This is a genomic window from Pseudomonas sp. PME37.24/006, assembly GCF_055556635.1.
In genome coordinates this window covers 507,288-533,771 of record NZ_JBVHNL010000001.1, presented here as the reverse complement: position 1 = coordinate 533,771, position 26,484 = coordinate 507,288, and the positions used below count along the sequence as shown (strand labels likewise).

The 26,484-nt window shown below is 61.6% G+C and carries 28 protein-coding genes; 6 read left to right on the top strand and 22 right to left on the bottom strand.

Annotated elements, in window-relative coordinates; translation table 11 throughout:
• Window positions 1-13: 13 nt before the first annotated feature.
• From ACZ3GY_RS02465 to ACZ3GY_RS02435, 7 genes are all read right to left on the bottom strand, one after another.
• Window positions 14-1,723 (bottom strand): putative 2-aminoethylphosphonate ABC transporter permease subunit, encoded by a 1,710-nt coding sequence (locus ACZ3GY_RS02465; RefSeq protein ID WP_465908808.1) that lies wholly within the window; start codon window positions 1,721-1,723, stop codon window positions 14-16.
• Complete coding sequence (locus tag ACZ3GY_RS02460; protein ID WP_465908807.1) at window positions 1,723-2,763, bottom strand: putative 2-aminoethylphosphonate ABC transporter ATP-binding protein; 1,041 nt, start codon at window positions 2,761-2,763, stop codon at window positions 1,723-1,725. The genes ACZ3GY_RS02465 and ACZ3GY_RS02460 overlap by 1 nt, the downstream gene beginning before the upstream one ends.
• A 122-nt stretch (window positions 2,764-2,885) precedes the next feature.
• On the bottom strand, window positions 2,886-3,749 hold the full coding sequence (locus ACZ3GY_RS02455) for a LysR family transcriptional regulator (RefSeq protein ID WP_465908806.1): 864 nt from the start codon (window positions 3,747-3,749) through the stop codon (window positions 2,886-2,888).
• Between the two features lie 326 nt (window positions 3,750-4,075).
• The gene (locus tag ACZ3GY_RS02450) at window positions 4,076-4,360 is read right to left on the bottom strand and encodes a hypothetical protein (RefSeq protein ID WP_465908805.1); all 285 of its coding nucleotides are present in this window, start codon (window positions 4,358-4,360) and stop codon (window positions 4,076-4,078) included.
• A gap of 51 nt (window positions 4,361-4,411) precedes the next feature.
• Window positions 4,412-5,416 carry a TerC family protein gene (locus ACZ3GY_RS02445; protein ID WP_465908803.1) on the bottom strand — a complete coding sequence of 335 codons (1,005 nt, stop codon included), beginning with the start codon at window positions 5,414-5,416 and terminating at the stop codon, window positions 4,412-4,414.
• 280 nt (window positions 5,417-5,696) lie between these two features.
• The gene (locus tag ACZ3GY_RS02440) at window positions 5,697-5,936 is read right to left on the bottom strand and encodes an Atu4866 domain-containing protein (protein WP_465909218.1); all 240 of its coding nucleotides are present in this window, start codon (window positions 5,934-5,936) and stop codon (window positions 5,697-5,699) included.
• Window positions 5,937-6,133: 197 nt separating this feature from the next.
• On the bottom strand, window positions 6,134-6,652 hold the full coding sequence (locus tag ACZ3GY_RS02435; protein WP_465908802.1) for a nuclear transport factor 2 family protein: 519 nt from the start codon (window positions 6,650-6,652) through the stop codon (window positions 6,134-6,136).
• A 398-nt stretch (window positions 6,653-7,050) separates the two neighbouring features.
• Here ACZ3GY_RS02435 and ACZ3GY_RS02430 point away from each other — a divergent pair, with 398 nt between their 5' ends.
• Window positions 7,051-7,950: an AraC family transcriptional regulator gene (locus tag ACZ3GY_RS02430; protein WP_465908801.1), complete on the top strand. Its 900-nt coding sequence runs from the start codon at window positions 7,051-7,053 to the stop codon at window positions 7,948-7,950.
• Between the two features lie 9 nt (window positions 7,951-7,959).
• Here ACZ3GY_RS02430 and ACZ3GY_RS02425 read toward each other — a convergent pair whose 3' ends face one another.
• Window positions 7,960-8,814 carry a LysR family transcriptional regulator gene (locus ACZ3GY_RS02425; RefSeq protein WP_465908800.1) on the bottom strand — a complete coding sequence of 285 codons (855 nt, stop codon included), beginning with the start codon at window positions 8,812-8,814 and terminating at the stop codon, window positions 7,960-7,962.
• A 98-nt stretch (window positions 8,815-8,912) separates the two neighbouring features.
• Here ACZ3GY_RS02425 and ACZ3GY_RS02420 point away from each other — a divergent pair, with 98 nt between their 5' ends.
• Window positions 8,913-9,827 (top strand): DMT family transporter, encoded by a 915-nt coding sequence (locus ACZ3GY_RS02420; RefSeq protein ID WP_465908799.1) that lies wholly within the window; start codon window positions 8,913-8,915, stop codon window positions 9,825-9,827.
• A gap of 43 nt (window positions 9,828-9,870) precedes the next feature.
• On the opposite strand, the gene ACZ3GY_RS02415 is transcribed toward ACZ3GY_RS02420, so the two are convergent.
• The 4 genes from ACZ3GY_RS02415 to ACZ3GY_RS02400 form a co-directional block, all read right to left on the bottom strand.
• Window positions 9,871-12,066 (bottom strand): xanthine dehydrogenase family protein molybdopterin-binding subunit, encoded by a 2,196-nt coding sequence (locus ACZ3GY_RS02415; protein WP_465908798.1) that lies wholly within the window; start codon window positions 12,064-12,066, stop codon window positions 9,871-9,873.
• On the bottom strand, window positions 12,063-13,052 hold the full coding sequence (locus tag ACZ3GY_RS02410) for an FAD binding domain-containing protein (RefSeq protein ID WP_465908797.1): 990 nt from the start codon (window positions 13,050-13,052) through the stop codon (window positions 12,063-12,065). Before ACZ3GY_RS02410 ends, ACZ3GY_RS02415 begins: the two co-directional genes overlap by 4 nt.
• Entirely contained in the window at window positions 13,049-13,558 is a 510-nt protein-coding gene (locus tag ACZ3GY_RS02405) for a (2Fe-2S)-binding protein (protein WP_225834999.1), read from the bottom strand. The genes ACZ3GY_RS02410 and ACZ3GY_RS02405 overlap by 4 nt, the downstream gene beginning before the upstream one ends.
• Before the next feature lie 330 nt (window positions 13,559-13,888).
• Window positions 13,889-14,635, bottom strand: coding sequence for a class I SAM-dependent methyltransferase (locus ACZ3GY_RS02400; RefSeq protein WP_465909217.1), 747 nt, complete (start codon window positions 14,633-14,635; stop codon window positions 13,889-13,891).
• 128 nt (window positions 14,636-14,763) lie between these two features.
• Between ACZ3GY_RS02400 and ACZ3GY_RS02395 the strand changes: the two genes are divergently transcribed.
• On the top strand, window positions 14,764-15,177 hold the full coding sequence (locus ACZ3GY_RS02395) for a hypothetical protein (protein WP_465908796.1): 414 nt from the start codon (window positions 14,764-14,766) through the stop codon (window positions 15,175-15,177).
• Window positions 15,178-15,181: 4 nt separating this feature from the next.
• On the opposite strand, the gene ACZ3GY_RS02390 is transcribed toward ACZ3GY_RS02395, so the two are convergent.
• The 7 genes from ACZ3GY_RS02390 to ACZ3GY_RS02360 all read right to left on the bottom strand — a co-directional run bounded on the left by ACZ3GY_RS02390 (window position 15,182) and on the right by ACZ3GY_RS02360 (window position 20,737).
• Window positions 15,182-15,871, bottom strand: coding sequence for an extensin-like domain-containing protein (locus ACZ3GY_RS02390; protein ID WP_465908795.1), 690 nt, complete (start codon window positions 15,869-15,871; stop codon window positions 15,182-15,184).
• Between the two features lie 2 nt (window positions 15,872-15,873).
• Window positions 15,874-16,704 (bottom strand): isocitrate lyase/PEP mutase family protein, encoded by an 831-nt coding sequence (locus ACZ3GY_RS02385; protein WP_463563760.1) that lies wholly within the window; start codon window positions 16,702-16,704, stop codon window positions 15,874-15,876.
• A gap of 112 nt (window positions 16,705-16,816) precedes the next feature.
• A complete protein-coding gene (locus ACZ3GY_RS02380; RefSeq protein ID WP_131178862.1) occupies window positions 16,817-17,044 on the bottom strand; it encodes a hypothetical protein in 228 nt (75 codons plus the stop codon).
• Window positions 17,045-17,218: 174 nt separating this feature from the next.
• A complete protein-coding gene (gene groL / locus ACZ3GY_RS02375) occupies window positions 17,219-18,862 on the bottom strand; it encodes a chaperonin GroEL (protein ID WP_463563759.1) in 1,644 nt (547 codons plus the stop codon).
• Window positions 18,863-18,910: 48 nt separating this feature from the next.
• Entirely contained in the window at window positions 18,911-19,204 is a 294-nt protein-coding gene (locus ACZ3GY_RS02370) for a co-chaperone GroES (RefSeq protein WP_042554944.1), read from the bottom strand.
• A gap of 273 nt (window positions 19,205-19,477) precedes the next feature.
• Window positions 19,478-19,942, bottom strand: coding sequence for an FxsA family protein (locus ACZ3GY_RS02365; RefSeq protein WP_463563758.1), 465 nt, complete (start codon window positions 19,940-19,942; stop codon window positions 19,478-19,480).
• A gap of 63 nt (window positions 19,943-20,005) precedes the next feature.
• A complete protein-coding gene (locus ACZ3GY_RS02360) occupies window positions 20,006-20,737 on the bottom strand; it encodes a HugZ family pyridoxamine 5'-phosphate oxidase (protein ID WP_465908794.1) in 732 nt (243 codons plus the stop codon).
• Window positions 20,738-20,829: 92 nt separating this feature from the next.
• Here ACZ3GY_RS02360 and ACZ3GY_RS02355 point away from each other — a divergent pair, with 92 nt between their 5' ends.
• A complete protein-coding gene (locus ACZ3GY_RS02355) occupies window positions 20,830-21,588 on the top strand; it encodes an SDR family oxidoreductase (protein ID WP_465908792.1) in 759 nt (252 codons plus the stop codon).
• A gap of 80 nt (window positions 21,589-21,668) precedes the next feature.
• On the opposite strand, the gene ACZ3GY_RS02350 is transcribed toward ACZ3GY_RS02355, so the two are convergent.
• Window positions 21,669-22,673: a DUF481 domain-containing protein gene (locus ACZ3GY_RS02350; protein WP_463563755.1), complete on the bottom strand. Its 1,005-nt coding sequence runs from the start codon at window positions 22,671-22,673 to the stop codon at window positions 21,669-21,671.
• A 153-nt stretch (window positions 22,674-22,826) separates the two neighbouring features.
• Between ACZ3GY_RS02350 and ACZ3GY_RS02345 the strand changes: the two genes are divergently transcribed.
• Together ACZ3GY_RS02345 and ACZ3GY_RS02340 are read left to right on the top strand one after the other, a co-directional pair.
• Window positions 22,827-23,195: an MGMT family protein gene (locus tag ACZ3GY_RS02345; RefSeq protein WP_465908791.1), complete on the top strand. Its 369-nt coding sequence runs from the start codon at window positions 22,827-22,829 to the stop codon at window positions 23,193-23,195.
• 103 nt (window positions 23,196-23,298) lie between these two features.
• On the top strand, window positions 23,299-24,843 hold the full coding sequence (locus ACZ3GY_RS02340; protein ID WP_463563753.1) for an AmpG family muropeptide MFS transporter: 1,545 nt from the start codon (window positions 23,299-23,301) through the stop codon (window positions 24,841-24,843).
• Window positions 24,844-24,904: 61 nt separating this feature from the next.
• On the opposite strand, the gene ACZ3GY_RS02335 is transcribed toward ACZ3GY_RS02340, so the two are convergent.
• Both ACZ3GY_RS02335 and ACZ3GY_RS02330 read right to left on the bottom strand, forming a co-directional pair.
• Window positions 24,905-25,738 (bottom strand): mechanosensitive ion channel family protein, encoded by an 834-nt coding sequence (locus ACZ3GY_RS02335; RefSeq protein WP_465908789.1) that lies wholly within the window; start codon window positions 25,736-25,738, stop codon window positions 24,905-24,907.
• A 138-nt stretch (window positions 25,739-25,876) separates the two neighbouring features.
• The gene (locus tag ACZ3GY_RS02330; RefSeq protein ID WP_465908788.1) at window positions 25,877-26,356 is read right to left on the bottom strand and encodes a YajQ family cyclic di-GMP-binding protein; all 480 of its coding nucleotides are present in this window, start codon (window positions 26,354-26,356) and stop codon (window positions 25,877-25,879) included.
• Between the last annotated feature and the right edge of the window lie 128 nt (window positions 26,357-26,484).

Sequence of the window (26,484 nt, the reverse complement as noted above, 5' to 3'; positions counted from 1 at the left end):
ATGCTCCGGGAGATCAAAGGCCAGGCGCCGCACGCCAGGCCTGGGAACGTCGCAGCAAGCCGCGCGAAGCCCAGGCCAGCAGGAGCGATACGCTGGCGGAGGTGAGAAGAATGAGGGTCGACATGGCAGCGGCACCGCCGACGTTGCCGGCATCGTCCATGTTCAGCACGGCGACCGACGCCACCACGCTGTCCGGGCTGTAGAGGAAGATCACCGCCGAGACGGTGGTCATCGCCGAAACGAACAGATAGCGGACGATATCCAGCAGCGCCGGCAGGCAGATCGGCACCGTCACCCGCAGGAAGTGGCGTAGCAGCGGCACCTTCAACGACAGCGCGGCGGACTCGAACTCGCCGTCGAGCTGGCGCAGTGCGGCGGCTGCGGTCATTTGCGCAGTGGTCAGAAAGTGCGCCACGGTGCACACCACCAGCAGAGCCAGGCTGCCATAAAGCCCATGCAGCGGATTGGCCGGCAGGTTGAAGAAAAAGACGTAACCCAGCCCGAGCACCAGGCCGGGCACGGCCATGGGGATGAAGCACAGCAGGCGCAGCACCTGGGTCAGCGGGTTTTGCCGGGTCTTTTCCAGCAGGTAGCTGCCAGTGAAGATCAGCACGCTGCCGAACAGTGCCGTGGCAGTGGCCAGCAGCAGGCTGTTGCGGTAGGCCAGCCAGCCACCGGGCAGATCCGAGAACGCGTAGTTGTGCAGCGACAGCGACAGGTCGTAGGGCCAGAACTTGACCAGCGACGAGTACACCGCCATGCCGAAAACGCCGAGCAGAACCGTACACACCAGCACCACCAGCAGCAGAAAGGCGCTGTCGCGACCCGACCGGGGCTGGGGGTGATAAACCTGGGCACGACCGCCCATGGCGTCGCGCTGACGGCGGCGCAACCAGAAGTCGACGCTGAAACTGAACAGCGCCGGCAGCAGCAGGAACAGCCCGATCAGAGCGCCACGGCCAAACAGCTGTTGGCCGAGCACTGCCTTGTAGGCTTCCAGCGCCAGCACCTGATAGTCGCCACCGACCACCACCGGCACGCCGAAGTCGGTGATGCACAGGGTGAACACCAGGCAGCCAGCGGCGAAGACGCCTTGGCGGCTACCTGGCCAGGTGATGCTGCGGAAAGCGCGCCAGGGCGAGGCGCCCATACTCGAAGCGGCGTCGAACAGGCGCGCATCAGCCAGCGCCAGGGCGCTAAGCAATACCATCAGTGCATGGGGAAAGGTGTAGATCGCCTGGCCCAGCACGATGCCCCAGAAACCGTAGATGCTGTCGGGCATCCAGTCGCGCAACATCCCTTGATTGCCGAACAGGTAGATCAGCGCGATCCCCGGCAGCATCGAGGGCGCCAGCAGAGGCAGCAGCGATATGCCGCGCCATAGCCCCTTGCCCGGCAGACAGGTACGCAGCAGGCCGTAAGCGAAGCCATAGGCCAGGGGCAGCACGATCATCACCACGGCCAGCGCGCTGGTCAGGCTGTTGCCGAGCAGCCAGCGGAAATTGGCACTGCCGAACAGTTCTGCAGCCGCAGCCAGGCCACCGCCCTGCGCCGGGTCACCCGCCAGCCCGCGCCAGAGCATGGCCAACAAGGGCAGCAGCACGGCCAGCACCAGCAGCACCAGCAACAGCCACTGCCCGCCCAGCACGAATAGCCGGTCGGCCAGGTTCGTCGAGCGCTGTGCGGTTTTCACGGCACGACCCAACGTCGTGACCTGCTCCATCAGGCGAACACCTGCAGGCTGCGCGGCGGCAAGGCCACGCGAATCTGCTTGCCGTGCAGATGCGGCAGCGCTTCGGGCGCCATTTCGGCCAACAGCGCATGGCCCGGCAGATCGTCCAGTTCGAAACTCAGGCGGCAGCGATTGCCGAGAAAGGTCAGTTCGCGCATATGCGCCGGGAACAGGTTGTCCTGCTCCAGCTCGGGGTTGACCAGGATCGCTTCCGGGCGGCAGAACAGGCGCCCGCCCGTACCTTGCCCGGTGTCTGCCAGGCGCATGCTCAGTCGGCCGACACGGGCGTGGGCGCCATCGCGCTCGAACGGCAACCAGTTGCCCTGGCCGACGAACTCGGCAACGAAAGGCGTCGCGGGTGCGTTGTAGATGGTCTGTGGGGTGGCGTACTGCTCGATCCGCCCCTGATTCATCACAGCGATGCGGTCGGCCATCAGCATGGCCTCTTCCTGATTGTGCGTGACCATCAGGGTGGTAATGCCAAGCTGGCGCTGCAGGCTGCGCAGCTCGCCGCACAGGTGCTCACGTACCTGGGCATCGAGGGCCGACATCGGTTCGTCGAGCAACAACAGCGAAGGGCTCGGCGCCAGGGCACGGGCCAGTGCCACGCGCTGCTGCTGGCCACCAGAGAGCTGTGCCGGGTATTTGTGGCCACTGCCGCTCAGGCTGACAAGTTCGAGCATCTCTTCGACGCGCCGACGGATCTCATCTCGCCCACGGCCGGACAGGCCATAGGCGATGTTCTGGGTGACCGTCAGGTTGGGGAATAGCGCGTAAGACTGGAACAGGATGCCGTAGTCACGCGCCTGGGGCGGCAGCGCGGAAACGTCTCGCCCGGCGAAGTGCAGGCTGCCCTGCTCCTGACGCTCCAGGCCGGCGATGCAGCGTAGCAGCGTGGTCTTGCCGCAGCCGGACGGCCCGAGCAGGCAAACCAGTTCGCCGGCTTTGACATCCAGCGATACGCCATCCAGCGCTTTGAAGGTGCCGAAGCCTTTGTGAATGTCGCGCAGTTGCAGGTCGACGGTAGCCATGCCAGGAACCTCGTTATGAATCGAACGAGTGTCATCTTGGCGCCAGCGTGCGAAGGCTTTATGGCAGTTAGGCAAAAGCCGCCGATAGTGGTATCAGCGTTTTTGTGAAGACAAAGCCCCGATCAGGCCTCGATGTACTCACGGGCGATGGCCAGGAAGGCCGCCGGCAGGCGCGCCTGGCGGCGTTCGCGCAGGCAGTAGAGGTATTCGGGAATCAGCGGTGCGCCGTCCAGGGCGATGACGCGCAGTTCCTGATTGTCCGGCACCTCGTGACGGGCGATGACACTGATGCCGATATTGCGCAGCACCGCCTCGCGAATCGACTCGCGGCTGCCGATTTCCAGCAACGATCCCAAGGCGACGCCAGCATCGCGGAGCATCTGCTCGGTAAGCTGGCGCGTGGTCGAGCCCACTTCGCGCATCAACAGACTGTGTCCGGCCAGCGCCGAGGGCGGTAGACGCTTGTGATTGGCCAGCGGATGGCTGCGGTGTACGGCCAGTACCAGGGGATCCTCGCCGAGCAGCAAACGGGTGAAGCGCGTGTCCTCTTCCAGTTGCGAGGAGGCAGCCAGATCGACTCGATACTCCTCCAGTGCCTCGATCACCTGCAGCGAATTGCCTATTTCCAGCGTCACCTGGATCTGCGGCAGGCGCTCGCGAAAGCGTTGAACCAGGTCGAGCACGTAGTACGGAGCAGTAGCGGCGATGCGCAGGCTGCCCTGTAACTGCCCGCAATTGCGCAGGTAGAATTCGATATCGGCTTCTTGCTGCAGCAGTGCCTGCACCATCGGCAGCAGGCGCGCGCCATCCTCGCTCAGGGTGAAGCGCCGCCCGCCTCGGTAGAACAGCTCGACACCATACTGCGCCTCCAGATTGCGAATCTGGGTGGTGACCGTAGGCTGGCTGAGGCCGAGCTTCTTCGCCGCATGAGTGATGCTGCCCAGGCGGGCGACCATGTGAAAGGACTTAAGTTCGGCAGAAAGCATTTCCGATGCGGCGCCTCGGGTCGGCAGCCAATCAAGGCCGCCTGGTTAACGGAAGCGTGATGGTACGCCGCTGAAGTTCCAGAGGGCTACTGGAGGTTAGCGATAGCGGTAGGGCTGTGACCCTGTCGCCACAGCCCAGCCGCTTGAGTGGATGCAGCCGTCTCCCGGTCGAATCCTACTCAGCGAAACGCGCATTTCTAGACAGTGAGCAAGCCGCCCAGGCGCTCACCGATTATTACGCAAGGCGCCATAGCGTATGGCCGACTCAGAAACCGCCACCGAGCATTCAGCTCAGCGGCAACCCTCTGACAGCCGGCTCAACATATTCAGGTTTCGACGCCCTCCTTGAAAGAAGGTGAAGGCTTCTCGGCCTCTCGCTCGGGTTTGTCCTCAGGCTGGCCGAGCAGTTCGCGAGTCGACTTCTGTACCTGATCGATCTGCTCGTTGAAGGCATTGAGGGTGTCACTGACCGCCTCGCGAGCGATCTCCTGCACGGCCTGCTCGGCCTTTTCGGTGAGCTTCTGCGCCGACTCTTCGGCGACACCGCAGCCGGCCGAGGTCAAACCAATCACGGCTACCAGAACCAGCGCAGCGATGGGTGATGGATTCATGGATCATCTCCAGAGGTGATGAAGGCCCCGGCACGCCGGGGCATTAGAGCGTTACTGGCGGGGCGTTTCGGCTTCGACGGCGGGCGGGTCGTTGCGGGTTTTCCACAGCGACAGCAGCACGCCACCGATCAGCAGGCCGAGCGTGACGCTCAGCGAGATCACCGGCGGGGTCTTGCCGATGATGCCAACCAGGAAGATCTTGCCGCCGATGAACACCAGCACCAGCGCCAGAGCGTACTTGAGGTAAGCGAAACGGTGGATCATCGCCGCCAGGGCGAAGTACAGCGCGCGCAGCCCCAGGATCGCGAAGATGTTCGAGGTGTAGACGATGAACGGGTCCTGGGTGATGGCGAAGATCGCCGGCACGCTGTCGATCGCGAACACCAGATCGGCGCACTCGATCAGCACCAGCGCAAGGAACAGCGGCGTGGCCCAGCGAACCATGTTGCCGTTCGCATCCGGCTGACGCACGAAGAAGCGGCCCTCGTGCAGGCGGTCGGTGACGCGCATGCGCTTGCGCACGAACTTGATCAGCTTGTTCTCGGACAGATCCGGATGGTCGTCGACCTTGCTGAACAGCATCTTCACGCCGGTCAGCAGCAGGAAGGCGCCGAACACATAGAGAATCCAGCTGAACTCGGAGATCAATGCGGCGCCCAGGCCGATCATGATCGCGCGCAGCACGATGACTCCGAGGATGCCCCAGAACAGCACTTCATGCTGGTACTTACGCGGGATGGCCAGGAAGCTGAAGATCATCGCCATGAGAAAGACGTTGTCCATGGACAGCGACTTCTCGATCAGGAAACCGGTATAGAAATCCATACCGGAGGCGGCGCCCTTCATATGCCAGACCCACAGACCGAACAGCAGGCCGGCAGTGATGTAACCGGCGGACAGCAGCAGGCTTTCCTTGACGCCGATTTCGCGGTGCTCACGGTGAAGCACCCCGAGGTCGAAGACCAGCAGGCTGATGACGATGGTGATGAAGATGAGCCACAACCAGGTGGCAGTGCCGAGGAACTCGGCCATGAAGAACGGTTCTAGGGTGCTCATAAGCCCCTCCTAAGTCAGAGTTGTACAAACTGCAACTCCGACATGGCAGCTGGGAAGCTGTCAGAGGGGCCCGGCGTCGCCGCGACAATTTATCAGGCGCCACGCCGCACTCAAGCACTCACTTATTGCAAATTATCTCAACCTGAATGGCACGCAGACCTGTTGTCTTTTCACCCAGACAATGAAAAGAGACACAGACCATTGCCAGCGCACATCGGTAATTTCATAGAGCCTATGAAGCCAATAACACCACCATTTGATGTTGCTTCAACAGCTGCTATCACTGGCGCCGAAAGATCATCCCACCATGGTGCAAGGTATCGTGATCGACGAACTCACCGTCAGCGGTAAAGCCGGTGTCGTCCCAATAATCGATGTGGCTACCTTCGACCTCATAGCGCCCCTGATAGGCACTTTCCTGCTTGCCACGGGCTTCGTCGTAGCGGCCATTCGGCAAGAGCTCGTGGCGAATGTGGCCGTCATCGGTTACCCACAGGCCGACGTAGGGGTGCTGAGCCATGCTGTTCTCCAGTGATCGCTGTTGGTAGTTATCGGCGGTGGCAGCCTGGTTCGAGGCCATTGCTGCGGGCACGCCTGGCAGGTTGAGCACGCCCAACATCAGGCCGCTCATGACTGCTGATCGATAGTTCATGTCAGCCTCCGTATAATCGCAGCCAAGGCAGGGCTATCGCCTGCATTGACGACCAGATGATTCGATCACTCGGGCGCAGGAATACGCTGTAAAACATCGTCGTAAGGCACCAGGTCGAGGTAGGCAGTGACCTCAAAGGCCTTGCCATTGCGCATGTGGAAAATCCAGGCATAGCTGTTGCTGTAGGCTTGCCCGTCACGCGCAACACCACTGCCTTCCCATTGAATAATGACGTGCTCGCCATCCGCCCAAACCTGCTTGCTGACCGGTCTTATGGGGCTGGACAAGCGAGATACGAACGGCCGGACAGCCTGCTCGACGAACGCATCGACGCCTCGATAAACGCCCGCAGTGGGGCCAGAGCCCTTGATCGTCCAGACCACATCCGGTGTCAGCACATCACTGAAAAACGTGCTTCCACCAGCGGCCCAGCGATCGAAGGCCTCGGTGACGATTTGCTTGTTACGTGCCTCCACATCGGCTTTCGCAGCAGCGTTGGCCACGCCTGACATCAGCCCGATGCCGATCAGCATCGTGAATGCCAAAAAAGCTGATCGGGTGTTTTTAACGATTGATATGCACATGCGACAGAATCCTCTTGGTGTCATGGTTTGCCACGGGGGTAACTGGAAATGAGCGAGTCGATCTCATCCCGAGTGACGCGCCTCATGCCGTTGTGCGCTCGCACCGGGGATAAGCAGGAGCTATTCGAGCCGAGCCCTCACGCCCAACCTTGCAGATGGTTCCGATGTCGGGGCATCGGAACCCACAGGGCACATGCATGATCGTCCAAACAGGCGCTAGTGGTAGAGCACTGAAAGAGTGGTCATGATGAACGCCTTACAGAAAACGAAACGTCATGTCTGTATGAAATAAGTCTGCCCTCAGAGGAGCGCCTGCTTGTAGCAGGATTGTCCTGTGTCCTTACCCGATTATCCGAGCGGACAGATGCCCTTACAGACGGACTATTGAAGGAGCGAGCATGGGTTCTCTGGAAAAGCTGGTCGACCTCATCAGCCGTCACGCCCCGACCGATGGCATACATCCGACACCGATTGCGGGCGTCAGCCTGGTGCGTTCGGGTACACCGACAACGCCAATGCCTGTCGTCTATGAACCGACCCTCTGCCTTATCGCCCAGGGCCGCAAGCACGTGACGGTCGGAACCACGTCGTATGTCTATGACGCAGCCAAATACCTGATCGCCTCTGTAGACATTCCAGTGATGGGCTCGGTCATCGAGGCAAGTGAAGCCGCACCTTACCTATGCCTGGTGCTCGATCTGGACATGGCGGTGCTGAGTGACCTTGTGCTGCGCCATCCAGCCCCGGACGCCAAGAACGGTTCGCAGGCTACCGGTATCGAACTTAATGACACCACGCCCGAACTGCTGGAGGCCGCAGCCAGGCTTGCCATGCTGCTGGATACGCCGGGCGATGCCGAAGAGCTGGCGCCATTGACGGTGCGCGAGATCCTTTACCGGCTGCTGGCCAATAGCGGCAACGGCGTGGTTCGGCAAATGGCCAAAGCGGACAGCCGACTGAGCCAGATATCCAAAGCGATTGCCTGGTTACGCGACCATTACAGCGAAACCTGCCGGATCGATGACATCGCCGATATGGCCGGCATGAGCCGCTCCACGTTTCACGCCCATTTCAAGGCGGTCACCTCGATGAGCCCGCTGGAGTTTCGCAGCCAGTTGCGGTTACAGGAGGCGCGCCGACTGATGGTGGCGCAAGCGCTTGATGCGGCAGGCGCCGGATACCGAGTGGGCTACGAAAGCCCTTCGCAGTTCAGCCGAGACTATGCACGCATGTTCGGCCTGCCACCCGCCAAGGATGCCAACCGACTGCGCAGTACGACGGGTGAGTTGGCAGGATGACCAGCCCCATCACAGCCGGAAATGCTGGTGAATCGCCTGCGCGAGCAGCTCGAGGGCCTCGTTGCTCTGCGCCGTAGATGAGCGCAGAAACACCACCTCATGCTCGGCTACCTGCGGCAAACCGTCGAGAATGCGCATGCTTTCGGAGACTCGGGCACGGTCTATCAGGGTGACCGCCAGGCCTGCTTCCACACAGGCCTTGATGGCCTGACTCGAGGGGCTGTCGAGCACCACGCGCCACTTGCGACCACTCTGCTTCAACGACTCCAGCATCGCACTGCGGTAAGGGCAATCCGCGGCGTGGACGGCCAGCGGCAGCGCATCACGTTGCTCGAACAGGCTGATCGTTGCACCGACCCAGACCGGCGTGGTGGCGACCAGAACGTTTGCCGGCTCGCCCTCCTGCCCCTTGGGCTGGGTCAGCACCGCAGCGTGCAGTTTGCCGCGCTGCACCTGATCGCGCAGCGAGTGGCTGGGCGCCGTTTTCACTTCCAGCACAACGTTGGGCCAGGCTGCCGCGAAAATCGGCAGGATGTCGCGGATCACATGTGCGGCGTACTCATCGGGCACCCCCAGCCTGATGCGTCCGATCAAGCGCGGGCCATGCAACTCTGCCAACACCCGGTCGTGGGTGGAGAGCAGATCGGTGGTCGAAATCAGCAGCCTCCGGCCCAGTGCCGTGAGGCCAACCGACTGATTGTCGCGATCCAGCAAACGCCCGCCAGCGACGGCTTCGAGCCGCTGGATATGCACGCTGATCGCCGCCGGGCTCTTGTGCAGCTGCTCGGCTGCGGCCTTGAACTTGCCGCTGCGCGCTACCGCATGAAAAGTACGCACCAACTCGATATCGAGAACACCACTCATAATTCACCAAAACCGAATTACTAATTCAATACATTTTGATTTATTAGACTAGCCGCATTCCTTAGCCTGCGCATACACCCTTCATCCTCTGGATTGTCATGCCTGGCCAACACGCGATGCGCATCTGGCAAAAAACCATTCCCCTGCTGCTGCTCGAAGCGGGGCTGGTGGTGGCCTGGAGCTCCGGTTTCATCGGCGCGCGGTTTTCCATCGATCACGCACCGGCCATGCTGGTGGTGTTCTGGCGCTGCGTACTGGTCTGCGTGGTACTGCTGCCGTTCGTACTCAGGCAGTTGCGCCAGGCGTCAGCGGCCGTGCTGCTGCGCAATGCCGGTATCGGTTTTCTGGCCATGGCTGGCTACCTGGCCGGTGTCGTTCAGGGCATTGCACTCGGCGTACCGGCAGGCCTGGCGGCATTGCTCGCCGATCTGCTGCCAATCGGCATGGCAATACTCGCGGCACTAGCGTTTCGGCAACGCCTGGCATGGCGTACCTGGGTAGGGCTGACCATCGGCCTGCTCGGCGTGGTGCTGGTGACATCCGACGCCCTCGCCTGGGGCGATGCGCCGCTCTGGGCCTATGGCCTGCCTCTTCTGGGCATGCTGTCGCTGGCGGTTGCCACCCTCTGGCAGAAACACTCGACCGGCGCCGCCTCGCTGGGCCTGCTTGCCAACCTGTGGCTGCAATGCTGCGTTTCCAGTATCGGCTTCGCGCTGCTCGCGTTGCTGGAGGGCAGCTTGAAACCTATGCCGTCGACAGGTTTCGTGCTGAGTGTGTTGTGGACGGCGGGGATATCCACCCTCGCCGGCTACGGGCTTTATTGGATATGCCTGAAACGCTCCACACCGACTCGCATGGCCAGCGTGCTCTATCTCAGCCCTGCGGTGACGCTGTTGTGGGCCTGGGCCATGTTCGATGAGCCACTGTCCTGGCTGATGGCGCTCGGTACGGCGATATCGGCTGTCGGCATCTGGATGGTGCTGCGCAGCGAGCCTGCAGAGAATCGTCAGTGAAGCGGTCGGTAACGACAGCTTCACTGACGTCGGCAAGTGACGATCAGAGCAGTTTGTCGAGGGTGATCGGCAACTGGCGGATGCGCTTGCCGGTAGCGTGATAGACCGCATTCGCGACCGCCGCAGCGACGCCGACGATACCGATTTCACCAACGCCCTTGGAGCCCAACGGGTTGACGATCTGGTCATCCTCGTCGACGAATATCACTTCAATGTCGCCAATATCGGCATGTACCGGCAGGTGATAATCGGCCAAGTTGTGGTTCATGCAGCGACCCAGTTCGTGGTCGATCATCGCCTCCTCGTGCAGTGCCATGCCGATCCCCCAAACCACGCCACCGAGAATCTGGCTGCGCGCGGTCTTGGCATTGATCACCCGGCCAGCGGCAATCGCGCTGACCACCCGGGTAACCCGCACCGTGCCCAGAGCCTCATCCACCTGTACCTCGACGAACACCGCCGAGTGCGTGGCGCTGGCGTAACGCTCGCGCAGCTTGCCCGGCTGCGCCTGCACCTCGGCCTCGAGGCTGCCGTGCCGAGCCAGCAGCGTGCCAAGCGCAACCGAGCGGCCAGCGTCCTCGCCCTGTTGAACGCGGCCATCGACGAAATGCAAAGAGCTGGCGTCCGTAAACGGGCCACCCGGCAGTTGCCGGGCAGCATCACAGAGCTGCTCGGCGAGCGCCAGGCAGGCTTCACGCACCGCACTGCCGACCGAAGAGACGGTGAAGGAGCCGCCCTGCAGCGGCGCCTTGGGCAGGCTCGAATCACCGAGCCGGAACTCGACGTGGGCGGGATCGATGCCGAGGGTATCGGCGGCGATCTGGGTCATCACCGTGGCGGTACCGGGGCCGATATCACAGGTCGCGCTGGCGACGATCAGGCGACCGTCGGCGGTCAGCGTGGCGCGGGCGCTGGCAGGCATTTGCATGGCCTCCCAGACACCCGTAGCCATGCCGTAGCCGACCAACTGGTTACCGATACGCATGCTGCGCGGCTGCGGATTACGATCGCTCCATCCGAAGGCGTCGGCGCCCTGCTGATAACACGCGCGCAGCTCCTTGCTGGAGTAGGGCTTGCCCTCGTTCTGGTTGGTCTCGGCGTAGTTGGTCATGCGCAGTTGCACGGGGTCGACGCCAGCCGCCCAGGCCAGCTCGTCCATCGCCGACTCCAGGGCGAACAACCCTGTCGCGGCGCCAGGCGCGCGCATGTCCAGCGGGGTGTAGACGTCCAGTGGCGCCAGCCGATAAGCCAGGCGCAGATGGTCGCAGTGGTAGAGCATGCCCGACCACTCGGCGACGTGTTCGGTGAAGTCTTCGAAGCGCGAGGTCTGGCCGATCACTTCGTGCACCAGCCCCTGCAGCCGGCCGTCGGCGGCAGCCCCCAATTGCAGCCGCTGTACGGTGCGTGGGCGATAGCCGAAGGTGAACATCTGCTGACGGGTCAGCGTGACGCGCACCGACTGCTGCAACTTCAGCGCCGCCATGGCGGCCAGTGGCAACTGATACTGCGGACGCAGCCCCGAGCCGAATGCGCCACCCACGAAGGACGCCAGAATGCGCACGCGCGCGGGGTCGAGCTTGAGCACGCTGGCCAAGTACTGCTGGCTGTTCTGCGGCCCCTGGGTCTTGTCATGCACCAGCAGGCTCCCGTCCGCCTGGTAGATCACCGTCGAGGCATGGGGCTCCATCGGGTGGTGATATTCGTTGGGCAGCTCGTATTCAAGCTCCAGGCGCACCGGCGCGCCAGCGATGACAGCATCGGCATCACCGCGCCGCTCCGGCAGTTCGGCTGGCGCTGCATGGGCGCTGTCCAGCGCCTGCAGCAGATCCGTGGCATGAGGCTGCTGCTGATACTCGATGCGCACCAGCGAAGCGGCATGGCGAGCGAGCTCCAGGCTGTTGGCGACCACCAGCGCCACCGGCTGGCCGCTGTAGCGCACGCGTGCATTGAACAACGGGCGAAACGGCGAGCCGTCGGCCGCATCGTCGTCTTCATAGCTCTCGTCGTCCTGCGCCATCGGCGGGCGATTTTCGTGGCTGAGCACCAGCTTCACGCCGGGCAGAGCCTGGGCTGCCGAGGCATCGATGTGGGTGATGCGGCCGCGTGCGATAACACTGCAGATCACGCTGCCGTGCAGCAGACCATCAGTAGGGTATTCAGCCGCATAACGGGCCTGGCCGCTGACCTTGAGCGAGCCGTCGACGCGGTCGAGAGGTTTGCCGAGCGTAGGCGCGTTCATGAGCGGACTCCTTCTGCGGCGGTGGTCAGGGCGCGAACGATGGCACGGCGCGCCAGCTCCACCTTGAAGGCGTTGTGGGTCAGCGGCTGAGCATCCTTGAGAAGCAGCTCGGCGGCCGCCTCGAAGTGTTCATCACTGGCCGTCAGGCCAACCAGGCTGTCTTCCACCTCGGTACGCCGCCAGGGTTTGTGCGCAACCCCGCCGAGGGCCAGGCGAGCCTGGCGGATCTGCCCCTCGGCATCGAACTTCAGCGCCGCCGCCACCGATACCAAGGCGAAGGCGAACGAGGCCCGATCACGCAACTTGAGGTAGGCGCTGTGGGAGGCGAAACCCTCGGCCGGCAACTCAATGGCCAGGATCAGCTCACCGGCTTCCAGCACGGTGTCGTGCTGCGGCGTGTCCCCCGGCAAGCGATGAAACTCGGCGAAGGGCACGTGACGTTCGCCGACAGGCCCTGTAATCACTACCTGAGCGTCGAGCGCAGCAAGCGCCACGCAGAAGTCCGACGGATGCACCGCCACGCAGTGCTCGCTGGCACCGAACAGCGCGTGATAGCGATTGAGACCCTCACGTGCCGGGCAACCGCTGCCGGATTCGCGTTTGTTGCACGGCACCTGGCTGTCGTAGAAGTAATGGCAGCGGGTGCGCTGCAGCAGATTGCCGCCGGCACTGGCCATGTTGCGCAACTGCGGCGAAGCGCCGGACAACAGCGCCTGGCTGAGCAGCGGATAGCGCTGCTCCACCTCCGGGTGCCAGGCCAGATCGGCATTGCTGACCAGCGCGCCGATGCGCAGACCACCATCGGCAGTGGGCTCCACGTCGCGCAAGGGTAAGGCGTTGATATCGATCAGCCGCTTGGGCCGTACCAGGTTTTCCTTCATCAGGTCGACGATGTTGGTGCCACCGGCGATGAACTGGCTATCCGGCCCGGCCATGCGCACGGCTTCGTCGATGCCCTGAGGTTTGCTGTAGGCGAACGGCGTCATGGGCGCACCGCCTTTTCACAGGCCGGCAAGGCCTCTTCGATGGCGGCGACGATGTTGCTGTAGGCACCGCAACGGCAGAGGTTGCCGCTCATCCGCTCGCGAATGTCAGCGGCATCGTCGATGCGCCCTTCAGCAGCCAGCCCGACCGCCGAACAGATCTGTCCGGGCGTGCAGTAGCCGCACTGGAAAGCATCGTGTTTGACGAACGCGCGCTGCATCGGGTGCAGTTCACCGTTTTGCGCCAGACCTTCGATGGTCGTCAGTTCATGACCGTCGAGCATTACCGCCAGGGTCAGGCAGGCGTTGATCCTGCGGCCGTCGAGCAGCACCGTGCAGGCACCGCACTGACCATGATCACAACCCTTCTTGGTGCCGATCAGGTCGAGCTGTTCACGCAACAGATCAAGAGCGGTGATCCACGGATACACCTCGACGTTAAGGGGGCTGCCGTTCAACGACAGGGAAATCGCACGGCGTTCTGAGCCGTCAGTGATGGTCTCGCTCATGGGGCTACCTCGGTTCGCTCGGATGTCTGGTGCATCCGTTCAGAATCTGAGGTAAGTGCCAGTAAAAACGTTCAGGTTGGATCGCGACCGCAGAGCGGTTGGTTCAAGAACCTGTTCACGATCTTTCTAGGCGACATTAAAGACGCTGCTACAAGGCAGAAGCTGACTTTCAGCGACCTCGTGGGAGCGGCTTTAGCCGCGAACTCTTTATGCCTAGACAGACCAAATCGGGGCTAAAGCCCCTCCCACAAAAGCAGCAGCACCCCATGTCCGCTCCCGCCACTTTGCAGCTAAAACGCTGAAGTCGAGCCGAAAGATCGTGAACAGGCTCTAAGGCGTGAGTTTCTTCAGCGGGTAGATGTCGTAACGGCTGGATTTACCCTCCAGCGCGTAACCCGGTTTCGCCCCCTCGATGACCGGCGCCTTGCGTGGGCGCTTGACCACCACACGATGGCTGGCGAGTTTGAGGGCCGCTTCCAGCAACGCCGGAGCATCCGGGTCGTCCCCTACGAAAGGGCGGAACAGGCGCATCTCTTTCTTCACCAGCGCGCTCTTGTCGCGATGGGGAAACATCGGGTCGAGGTAGATCACCTGAGGCGCTTCCTCCTGCCAGTCGGCCATGATGGAAATGGCGTTGCCCTGCAGCAGACGCATGCGCGCGACGATGGCCGCCACCTCGGCATCAGCGGCAGCCCGCTGCAGGCCATCCTCGAGCAGCGCGCCAATCAGCGGCTGGCGTTCGATCAGGCTGATCGTACAGCCGAGGCTGGCCAGCACGAAGGCGTCGCGCCCAAGGCCAGCGGTGGCATCCAGCACCCGCGGGCGAATGCCCGGCTGAACGCCGACCGCTTTGGCGATCATCTGCCCGGTGCCGCCGCCGAACTGACGCCGGTGCGCGACCGCGCCCTCGACGAAATCCACCCGCACCGGCCCCGGCGCCTGGGGGCCAAATTCGACCAGTTGCAAGCCAGCTTCGCCCAGTTGCAACGCGAACTCGGCCTCCCCCTCCACCGGCAACCCCAGGCGCTGCGCCCACTGTTGTGCGGCCTCGTGCAGATGCGGGGCCAGGGCCTCCATGCGGATGCGCGCGGCGGGCTGTTTTTCACTCATTGCGGATCGTCCATCGATAACGGTAAAGGGCTCAATATGGGCCTTGATCGGCCGATACCCTGTCTATGCGATAGTTTGCCAGAGCCTGCCGTCTGATGTTCGAAGTCATCTCCCGTATTCCCGGTGATACCCAGGTCGCGTCTCAGAAAGCCGGCACACCCTCGAGTGCCAGCTCGGCGCTGTACGACCAGATTCTGCGCAGCGTGCTGCTGTCGATGGAGAGCCCTGCCAATAGCATGCTCCCGCTCCCCGCGCCGGCAGCAGCGGATGAGGCCCCGGTACAAGGCATTCGCACCCTCGAAGATGTGATGATGCAGCGCCAGTTCGTCTGCTCGGTGCACGACACCGACAGTGCCCTCACCCTTGATCAACTGGCCCTGCAACCGCAGTCCCTGACAACGCTTGATGAAAGCGAACAGGGCAAGACCAACGAGTTGCTCACGGAATCACTGAATCCCTGGGAGCTGTTGCTTGGCCGTCTGACGCTGCAACAACGCCTGGCCGTCTGATCGCTCAGCGGCACATCCGAAATAGGCCCATATCCAGATGGAAATGGTCGCGATGAGCAGCGTTGTAGTCGGGCCCCAAGGTGGTATTGAAGCTGGTGCAGGCAGCCTGCTGTACCTGACGCAGGAACAGCGATTTGTCATCACTGCCAGGCCAGTCGCGCAGCACGCTGATACGGCTGCCATCGGCCAGGCGAAAGCCGACGATATCCAGGGCATTGGCCGAAGCGTGCTGGCTACGCCGCTGACTGCCGGCGATGGTGCGGCAGGCGAAGCTGCCGACATGGTCAATCTGGGTGACGCGCTGGCCGAATACCTCCTGCGCCGCCGGCTGCAAACCATGCCGCTCGAACAGGGCGAATGCCGCCGCCACCGGGCAGGTGGCGATGAAACTGCTGTTCAAGCGCACATCACTGCCCTGCACGCGCACCGTGTTGGTCAGCGGGCAGTTGGCGACTGGCGTGCTGTCCGCCAACGCCACATAGCGCAGCGAGGAGGTGTCCAGCACGGTGCGGCACAACGCAGGGTCGTCCTGCAGGCGCCCGAGCTTGTAGCCGGTCAGCCAGTTTGGCGCATCACGCAGATCCAGCGGTGCCCAGGGGTTCCAGCGTGGCGGTACGTCGATCCACTGCCGGTACAGCGCCAGCGGCCCACCCACGACGACGAGCAACAGCAAGGCGATCAGAAAATTGCGCATGCTCAGCCGCGAAACAGATCATTAATTCGGTCAAACGGCAGCGCTTGCTGGGCACCACGCAGATCGCCGCCGTCGGCAAGCCCCGTAGCGGCTTGCAGAAAGGCGCCATAGGCCACCCTAGCCAGGTTGGAACCGAGGCTCACCCGCTTGACGCCGAGTTCGGCCAATTCGTCCAGCGACAGGTTCAGACTTGGCGAGCCGACCAGCACGTTGACCGGCCGCGGCGCCACCGCCTGCACCACCGCGCTGATCTCCTCGCGCCGTGTCAGCCCGGGTGCGTAGAGCACGTCGGCTCCCGCCTCGGCGTAGGCCACTAGGCGGCGGATGGTGTCGTCCAGATCCGCGCGGCCGTGCAGGTAATTCTCTGCACGCGCGGTGAGGGTGAAGGGAAAGCCCAGGCTACGGGCAGCGGCGACCGAGACACGGATGCGCTCCACCGCCAGCTCGAACGCATAGATGGGCGCATCGGCTCGCCCCGTGGCGTCCTCGATGGAGCCACCAACCAGGCCGACCGCAGCCGCCAAACGCAACGTCTCGGCACAGTCCTGCGGGCTGTCGCCATAGCCGTTTTCCAGATCCGCGGCCACCGGCAGCGCCGTAGCGGCGACGATATCCCGCGCATTGGCCAGGGCCTCGTCGCGGGATACCGCACCTTCGGCGTCACGCCGGCCCAGAGAAAACGCTAATCCTGCGCTGGTGGTGGCCAGGGCCTGGAAGCCAAGGCTCGCCAGCATCTTCGCCGAGCCAGCATCCCAGGGATTAGGCAGCACCAGCAGGCCATCCTGTCGATGCAACTGACTGAAGCTTTCGCCGAGGCGCTGTTGGGTGGACATGCTGGAACTCCCTGAAATCTGGCCGATGTGCTCGGGTCAGCTCGCAGGGTATCGGAGTTTTCCAGCAGGGGAGAAATTCACTGTTTTGTCAGCGGGGTATGAGTGGGCGCTTTCAACCTTGCGGTCGCATGCCCTGAGACAGGCCCAACACCAACCAGAGCAGATTCTGACTGGCCTGCGCCTGAGCAGCCGAGATGCGCTTGAGATCAGGGTTGGCACAATAGCTGCGCCCATGGCTGCTCACCACGCCATGGCCAGGCTCGTACCAAGAAGCAGCCGCAGCCACCGATACACTGAGCGCCGCGACGAGGAACAAACCTCGCGCTATTTCTAATCTCATGATTGCAACCTCTTGATGGCGCTGCAAACGCCGTCTGCTAACACTAGATCACGATAAGCAGTTGCAACTTTTCTCAAGACGGACGGTATACCGCCACGGCAGTCGCCAGAAACTACAGATAAAAAAACCCCGCGGCAAGCGCGGGGTTTCTTGTTACTGCAGGTACCGGGTGGCTTACATCATGCCGCCCATGCCACCCATGCCGCCCATGTCTGGCATACCGCCGCCAGCTGGAGCGTCTTCCTTGATCTCGGCGATCATGGCTTCGGTGGTGATCATCAGGCTGGCGATCGAGGAAGCAGCCTGCAGTGCCGAACGGGTCACTTTGGCTGGATCCAGGATACCCATTTCGATCATGTCGCCGTATTCGCCGGTAGCAGCGTTGTAACCGTAGTTACCCGAACCCTGCTTGACCTTGTCGACCACAACGCTTGGCTCGTCACCGGAGTTGGCAACGATCTGGCGCAGAGGCGCTTCAACAGCGCGACGCAGCAGAGCGATACCTACGTTCTGATCAGCGTTGTCGCCGCGCAGCTCGGAGATAGCCTGCAGGGAGCGAACCAGTGCCACGCCACCGCCAGGTACCACACCTTCTTCGACGGCTGCGCGGGTTGCGTGCAGGGCGTCTTCAACGCGGGCTTTCTTCTCTTTCATTTCAACTTCGGAACCGGCACCGACCTTGATCACTGCAACGCCGCCGGACAGCTTGGCCAGACGCTCTTGCAGTTTTTCTTTGTCGTAATCCGAGCTGGTGTCGCCGATCTGCTGACGAATCTGCGAGATACGACCGTCGATGTCGGTCTTGACGCCAGCACCGTCGATGATGGTGGTGTTTTCTTTGTTCAGGATGACGCGCTTGGCATTACCCAGGTGTTCCAGGGTAGTGGTTTCCAGGCTCAGACCGATCTCTTCGGAGATGACGGTGCCGCCAGTCAGAACGGCGATGTCCTGCAGCATGGCCTTGCGACGATCACCAAAACCTGGAGCCTTGACGGCTGCAACTTTGACGATGCCACGCATGTTGTTCACAACCAGAGTCGCCAGGGCTTCGCCTTCAACGTCTTCAGCCACGATCAACAGCGGACGGCCAGCTTTGGCCACTGCTTCCAGAACGGGCAGCAGTTCGCGGATGTTGGAGATCTTCTTGTCAACCAGCAGCAGCAGCGGGCTGTCCAGCTCGGCAACCATGGTGTCCGGCTTGTTGATGAAGTACGGAGACAGGTAGCCACGGTCGAACTGCATGCCTTCAACAACCGACAGTTCGTTTTCCAGGCCAGTGCCTTCCTCAACGGTGATGACGCCGTCTTTGGTCACTTTTTCCATGGCTTCGGCAATGATCTCGCCGATGGAATGGTCGGAGTTCGCGGAGATAGTACCTACCTGAGCGATAGCCTTGGTGTCGGTGCACGGCTTGGACAGTTTCTTCAGCTCAGCAACGATGGCGATGGTCGCCTTGTCGATGCCGCGCTTCAGATCCATCGGGTTCATGCCAGCAGCGACGGCTTTCAGGCCTTCGTTGACGATAGCCTGAGCCAGAACGGTTGCGGTGGTAGTACCGTCACCGGCGTCATCGTTAGCACGGGAAGCAACGTCTTTGACCAGTTGCGCGCCCATGTTTTCGAAGCGATCTTTCAGTTCGATTTCTTTAGCAACCGAAACACCGTCTTTGGTGATCAGAGGAGCGCCGAAGCTCTTCTCGATAATGACGTTACGGCCTTTTGGGCCGAGGGTTGCTTTTACTGCGTCGGCCAGGACGTTGACACCGGCGAGCATTTTTTTACGGCCAGAGTCGCCGAATTTAACTTCTTTAGCAGCCATGGAAATTGATCCTCAATTCTTGACGGTTAAACGGAGATTTGCGGGAAATCAGGCTTCGACAACAGCGAGGATTTCGTTCTCGCTCATCACCAGCAGGTCTTCGCCGTCGACTTTGACAGTGTTGCTGCCCGAGTAAGGGCCGAAAACCACTTTGTCACCAACCTTGACGGCCAGCGCACGAACTTCACCGCTATCCAGAACGCGGCCAGTGCCAACAGCGACGATTTCGCCCTGATTCGGCTTTTCAGCGGCCGAGCCCGGCAGCACGATACCGCCAGCGGTTTTGGTTTCTTCTTCGCTGCGACGGATCACGACGCGGTCATGCAAAGGACGAAGCTTCATTGTCGATCTCTCCCAATAGTTGTTGACTTCAACCGGTGTTCTCACCGGCAGGATCATGGCGCTGCGCACTACACGTAACGCCGAAATATGTTTCAACGCAGATACGCTGAAAAACCTTGCGGTGACCGCTACATAAGGTCGAACAAGAGCAATTCAAGGGCACGGGGTGAAAATTTTTCCCGTCAGGGGAACGAAAATCGTCCGTGCGAAAACAGCGAACCCCGAACTGACGAGGCCAGATCGGGGTTCGCTTGCGGTTAATAAAGTGCTCGGTCAGTCGCGGCGCTCGTACTCGCCCTCGAGTACGTTCGGACGACTTGCGCCAGAACCGGGCTGACCATTGCGCGCGGCCAGATCATCAGCGAAGGCGCGCTGACGCTCGGCCTGCTCGGCGGCACGACGGCGCACGCGTTCGACCAGCTTGCGACGGGTGAACGGCAGCAGACACAGCAGGCCGATAGCGTCGCTGATGAAGCCCGGCAGCAACAACAGTGCGCCACCTACGGCCATCATCAGCCCCTGCAGGACTTCCTGATCCGGCATTTCGCCACGGGCCAGTCTTTCGCGGGCACGCCAGGCTGTGGTGATGCCAGCGATACGTAGCATCAGACCACCGAAGATCGACGTAGCGATCACCAGTGCAATGGTCGGCAGCACACCAATGGCACTACCCACCGAAATAAGTACTGTCAGTTCCAAGATTGGGAACAACAGGAACAACAACATGAAAATGCGCATCGCGGTTTCCTTGACGGAAGAACGACTTCCAGTAGGAGGTAAGTATGGGGTGTTGCGCTTAATTCAAGCTGAAGCCTCGAATTGCGCTGGCCACGTATCGGCCCGCGCCAGGCGCACCAAGGCTTCGCGCACATCCCCGGCAGTGTTACAGGATATTGGAAAGGCCAGCCAGTACAGGCTGCGACCTATACGCAGGTGAAACCCCTCACTGTCGATACCGACCATCCGTGCAGATTCCGTGGCGGGCAGCCCGCTCAAGGCGACGTAATGCGCGATGGCGTCGGCATGATCGCTGTTCATGTGTTCAAGCATACGCTGCTCGGTGTCACTGGCGAAGTGGTTGCCCAGCGCCACCTGATCGAGCCAGTGAATCGCGCCGAAACCGCCGATGTAACGCCAACGCACGGGTTGCATGCGCCAGAAATCGAAGTCGTGGGCACTGTGATAACCGCGTGACTCGGGAAAGTACCGGTAATAGCGCTCGGCAGCCGCTTCAATATCGGCGGCATCATCGAGCATCTTCGCTTCGGCCAGCAGGGTCAGCCGCCCCACCGCCTGAATGTCCTCGGCACCGCGCTCCCCGACCAGCAGCGAGCACTTTGCGTCCGCCTTGAGGTTATGGGTGTGCTGGGCAATGCGGCTGATCAGAATCAGCGGCCATCCCTGAGCATCCAGGCAATAGGGCACCACCGAGCCGAAAGGAAAGCCGGGCATCGCTTTGGAGTGAGTGGACAGCGCGCCACGGTACTCCCCGAGCAGTAACTCCCGGGCCTGGCGATTGGCTTGCACACTCATATCAAGACTCCTGGCGGACGCAGACAAGCGCTTAGGATAATCGCTACAGTGCGGTAACGGCATCCCGCCAAACTGATTCGAAGGGGATTGGCATGCAACTCGAAGACAAGGTCATCATCATCACCGGCGGCGGTCAGGGCCTTGGGCGGGCCATGGCCGAATACCTCGCGGAGAAACGGGTGCGTCTGGCCCTGGTCGATCTCAACCAGGAGAAACTCGACGAAACCGCGGCGGCCTGTCGGGCGCTGGGCGTCCAGGCCCGCACCTATCTGTGCAACGTGGCAAGTGAAGAGCAAGTGACCCAGACCATCGCCCAGATCGCCGATGACTTCGGCTCGATCAATGGTTTGGTCAACAACGCCGGTATTCTGCGCGACGGCCTGACCATCAAGGTCAAGGACGGCGAAATGAGCAAGATGAGCTTGGCGCAGTGGCAGTCGGTGATCGATGTGAACCTGACCGGCGTGTTCCTGTGCACGCGGGAAGTGGCGGCGAAGATGATCGAGCTGCAGAACGAAGGCGCGATCATCAATATCTCTTCGGTTTCCCGGGCCGGCAACGTTGGTCAGGCCAACTACTCGGCAGCCAAGGCCGGGGTCGCCGCCGACACCGTGGTCTGGGCCCGCGAGCTGGCCCGTTATGGCATCCGCGTGGCGGGTGTGGCGCCGGGCTTCATCGAGACCGATATGGTTGCCAGCATGAAACCCGAAGCACTGGAACGCATGACGGCGGTCATTCCGCTCAAGCGCCTGGGCAAGCCACGGGAAATTGCCCATTCGGTGGCCTACCTGTTGGAAAACGACTACTTCACCGGGCGCATTCTCGAACTCGACGGCGGCGTCCGTCTGTAGCAACCGCCAGCCTGGATAGCACAGATACGAAAAGCCCCGCGTGATGCGGGGCTTTTCGTCGTGCATCTCGCGGGGACGCGTTACCAGCCCACACCGAAGCCGATTGTGTAGCGGGTCTCGTCCTTGTCGCCTTCCGAACCGCTGACCTGATCCTTTGAAGCCTTCATGTTCAGCGACGCCCAGTCGGTAACTTTGTAACGCAGGCCCACTTCGGCATCCAGCGAGTAGTCGGCGGCGCTGGCCAGCGGCTTGCCTACTTCACCGGTGCTGAACAGCTCGAACGTCTTGCCGATCAGGTAACGGTTGTAATCCCAACGCATGCTGATGGCGTAGAAGTTATCTTTCTCGCCGTTGGCGTACTCATAGTCGGAACGGTTAAGCAGCGTGGCCATGGAGAAGGCGCCCAGCTCGTTGTCCCAGAACTGATAACCCGGACCGGTACCGATGGTGCGCTGGCGCTCCAGATCCTCGATCTTGTCGCGCTTGTACTCGAGGCGCCCCTGCCAGAACCACTGCTCGTCGAGGAAGCGATCCAGGGCGTATTCGGTGCCCCAGTTGTCGGTACTCACCACGTCGTTGCGCAGCTCACGGTTGTAATCCACCGTGGCGTTGTGACGCCATTTGCCATGCCGCGCCTGGGTCTTCACATCGATGTCGTAATCATCGGTGTCGCTCTCGGCGCGTTTGTAGTCCATGGCCACATCGACATTACCCTTCCACATGAAGTCTTCGACGAAGGGCTTGGGCTTCATGATCTGCTTGATGCTCGCCAGCTCGACGGTCTTCGGCGCATCGCCGTTGGCCAGGGTCACCTTGCCGGCATCTGAGGCTTGCAGGGACTTGGCGCGCTCACCGGTGATGTCGTTCTCCTTGACCAGCAATTCCTGCTCGCTGTCTAGGGTCGCGATTTTGCTCCAGTCCAGAGGGATGGAGCCGCCATAATCGGTTTCCAGCAGCAGCTTGCCGCCATCGAGAACCTTGATGGTTCCGGTCAGACGGTCGCCGTTCTTCATCCAGACGGTATCGGCCATCAGCGGCATCGCCGCCGCACTGAGGCTCAGGCACAACAGGGTTCGAGTAAACATAAGCGGATGCTGGTGCTCCGGTTCGCGGTAAATCGGGCATTATCCGCATACCCGTTATATGAGCAAGAAATGACCGACGGAATTCATGCGAGTTCACGGCTGAGCGGTGAAAATACCGCGCCAACCGACCGATCAAGTTGCCTGGAGCCTGCCATGACCACAAGACGAGCGAATGACAACGCGCCGTTGGCCGATGCCGATCAGCAGGCACGACGTGATGCCTTGTACCTGGTGCTCGCTCAGGTACCGGCCGGCAAGGTGGTCACCTACGGCGAACTGGCCGCCATGGCAGGTCTCGGCCGTGCCGCACGCTGGGTGGGCCGCACGCTTAGCCAACTGCCTGACGGCACGGCCCTGCCCTGGCACCGGGTGGTCGCCGCAAATGGCCGATTGAGCCTAACTGCCGATGCGCCAAGCGGTGTTGAACAACGCGCCCGATTGCGCGTCGAAGGGGTGCTATCCCACAATGGCCGGGTGGATATCCGACGCCATGGCTGGCGCCCCTTGGAGCACGAGGCCTGACACCTTGATGTGACCACGGCTTAGCTGGCTTGCACTGACCCAACCCTAGCCCCTAGAGTGCGCCATTTGTTCACGCATCCTCCCTCCAGGCCGAACCTGTTCAATGCATCGTAAAAGCTGGCGCGACGCGATCGCCGCCTATTCCAGTCCTTCGACACTGGTTCTCCTGCTGCTCGGGTTCGCCGCTGGCCTGCCTTACATGCTGGTGTTCTCCACCCTTTCCGTGTGGCTGCGCGAAGCCGGCGTAGCGCGGGAAACCATCGGTTTTGCCAGCCTCATCGGCCTGGCCTATGCCTTCAAATGGGTGTGGTCACCGCTGCTCGACCAATGGCGCCTGCCACTGCTCGGCAAGCTGGGCAGACGGCGCTCCTGGCTGGTGCTGTCGCAGATTCTGATCGCCATCGGCCTGGCCGGCATGGCGTTGTGCGACCCCCATACTCATCTGACCTGGCTGATCGCGCTAGCGGTGCTGGTAGCTTTCGCCTCGGCGACTCAGGACATCGCGGTCGATGCCTACCGCCTGGAAATCGTCGACGACTCCCGCCAGGCCGCACTGGCTGCCAGCTACATGGCCGGCTACCGGGTCGCCGCGCTACTGGCAACCGCCGGCGCGCTGTACGTGGCTGAAGGGCTGGGCTCCACCACCCTGCTCTATCAACACGCCGCTTGGGCCGGTACCTATCTGCTGTTCGCCCTGCTGATGCTGCCCGGTTTGCTGACCAGCCTGTGGATGAAGGAGCCCGAGGTTTCGCTGAAGACCCAGTTGGCTGCTGCCAAATACGGCTTCAGTCACCAGATCGCCTCGGTGCTGGTGCTGATTGTGTTGCTGGTCTCGGTACCGGCCATGTTCACCCAGCTGTACAACACCGACTTCCCCAGCCTGGTCACCGGCGAAGCCACCCTACTGGATCTGCTCCTTGAAGACCGCGCCTTTCTACGCGCCATCCTCTACACCATCCTCACCGGCCTGTGCCTGTCAACCTTTGGCCGCCGCGGCCTGGCGCCGGTACTGACTCCGGTCAACGACTTCATCCTGCGTTACCGCTGGCAGGCCTTCCTACTGCTCGGGTTGATCGCGACCTATCGCATGTCCGACACAGTGATGGGCGTAATGGCCAACGTGTTTTACATCGACCAGGGCTTCACCAAGGATCAGATCGCCAGCGTCAGCAAGCTCTTCGGGCTGGTTCTGACCCTGGTCGGCGCCGGTGCCGGTGGCCTGCTGATCGTTCGGTTTGGCATCATGCCGATCCTGTTCATCGGTGGCGTAGCATCGGCGGCGACCAATCTGCTGTTCCTGATGCTGGCGGGCATGGGCGCGGATCTGCAGATGCTGATCTTCACCATCTCCGCCGATAACTTCAGCTCCGGGATGGCCACTGCAGCCTTCGTCGCTTACCTGTCGAGCCTTACCAACCTGAAGTTCTCGGCCACCCAGTACGCCCTGCTCAGCTCGATCATGTTGCTGCTGCCGCGATTGATAGGCGGCTACTCAGGCGTGCTCGTGGAGAAATACGGCTACGCCGACTTCTTCCTGATCACCGCACTGATGGGCATTCCAACCCTGATCCTGATCCTGGTGCAGTGGCACCGCCATGGCGGCCGGCCGATGGCCCCGAGCAGTGAACCGGACAAGCCCGAGGCCTGATTTCGGAGCATGAAAAAGCCGACATTTGTCGGCTTTTTCATGTCTGGTAAAGGCGCTGGTATCAGTCAGCCTTGCCCTGCTGTAGCAGCACCATACGCGGCGGCTGCGCCAGCTCGACGCCTTCGGCACGCAACCGATCACGGACGCTTTCATTGAGCATGAAGGTCACCGGCCAGTAGTCACCAGCCGAAGTCCACATGCGCAGCGACAGGTTGATCGATGTTTCCCCCAGGTTGGAGACCACCACGACCGGCGCCGGATCCTGATGCACGCGCGCATCCTTGGACAGCGCGAGCAGCACCTCACGGGCCTTGGACAGGTCGGCGTCGTAATCGAGCTTCACGTCGTACAGTATCTGCCGGGTAGCCTGTCGCGAGTGGTTGGTGATGATGCCGTTGGAGAGGGTGCCGTTGGGAACGATCACCACCTTGTTGTCACCCGTGCGCAGCACCGTATGGAAGATCTGGATGTAGTCGACCGAACCGGAGACGCCCTGGGCCTCGATGAAGTCGCCAGCCTTGAACGGGCGGAACAGCATGATCAGAACACCACCGGCGAAGTTCGCCAGGCTGCCCTGCAGCGCCAAACCAATGGCCAGACCAGCGGCACCGATCACGGCGATGAACGAGGTGGTTTCCACACCGATCATCGAGGCCACGCTGATGACCAGCAGTACCTTCAGCACGATGCTCGCCAGGCTGCCGATAAAGCTGCTCAGGGCACGGTCGACCTTGCGGCCATCCATCAACGCACTGACCTTGGTAGTCACCTTGCTAATCAGCCACCAGCCAATCAACAAGGTGAAAAGGGCCAGGGTCAGCTTGCCGCTGTACTGCAGCAAAACCGGGATCCAGGCCTGCGACATGACGACCAACTGGTCGACGCTCATATCCATCTGGCACTCCTTCTAGGTCTTGAAACGAAAACGCCATGGCCGCACTGGCCATGGCGTTTGCGAGCGCGTTACAGAATGTGCGACGCCGTCACCGCGCCCGGGTTCAATAATCCTCTAGGCGGCAGGAGGCGCGCGCCTTCAATCGCGGAAGTTGTTGTACTGCAGGGGCATCTCGAAATCCTTGCTGCGCAGGGAGGCAATGCACTCTTGCAGATCATCACGCTTCTTGCCGGTAACCCGCACCTGCTCGCCCTGAATGGCGGCTTGCACCTTGAGCTTGGCATCCTTGATATGAGCGACGATCTTCTTCGCCAGTTCCTTGTCGATACCTTCGCGGAACTCGACTTCCTGCTTGACCACTTTTCCGGATGCAAAGGCATCCTTGGTTTCCATGCACTGGCCGTCGATCTTGCGTTTGACCAGGCAGGAACGAATAATTTCGAGCATCTGCTCGAGCATGAAATCAGCTTCGGCAGTCAGCGTAACGGCCTTTTCCTTGATCTCGATGCTGCACTTACCGCGCAGATCAAAGCGCCGCTCCAGCTCTTTGGCCGCGTTATCCAAAGCGTTGGTGAGTTCGTGTTTGTCCAGCTCCGACACCACGTCGAACGAGGGCATGCAATTGCTCCTGATAAAAGGCGCGATCCTGGTAGATATCTCATTCTCGATCTGCTGCACATAGACCCGGCTACGCTAAGCTCATAGCTGCTGTTTGAGCTGATGATTGCGTCTTGCTGGGCTCCAGT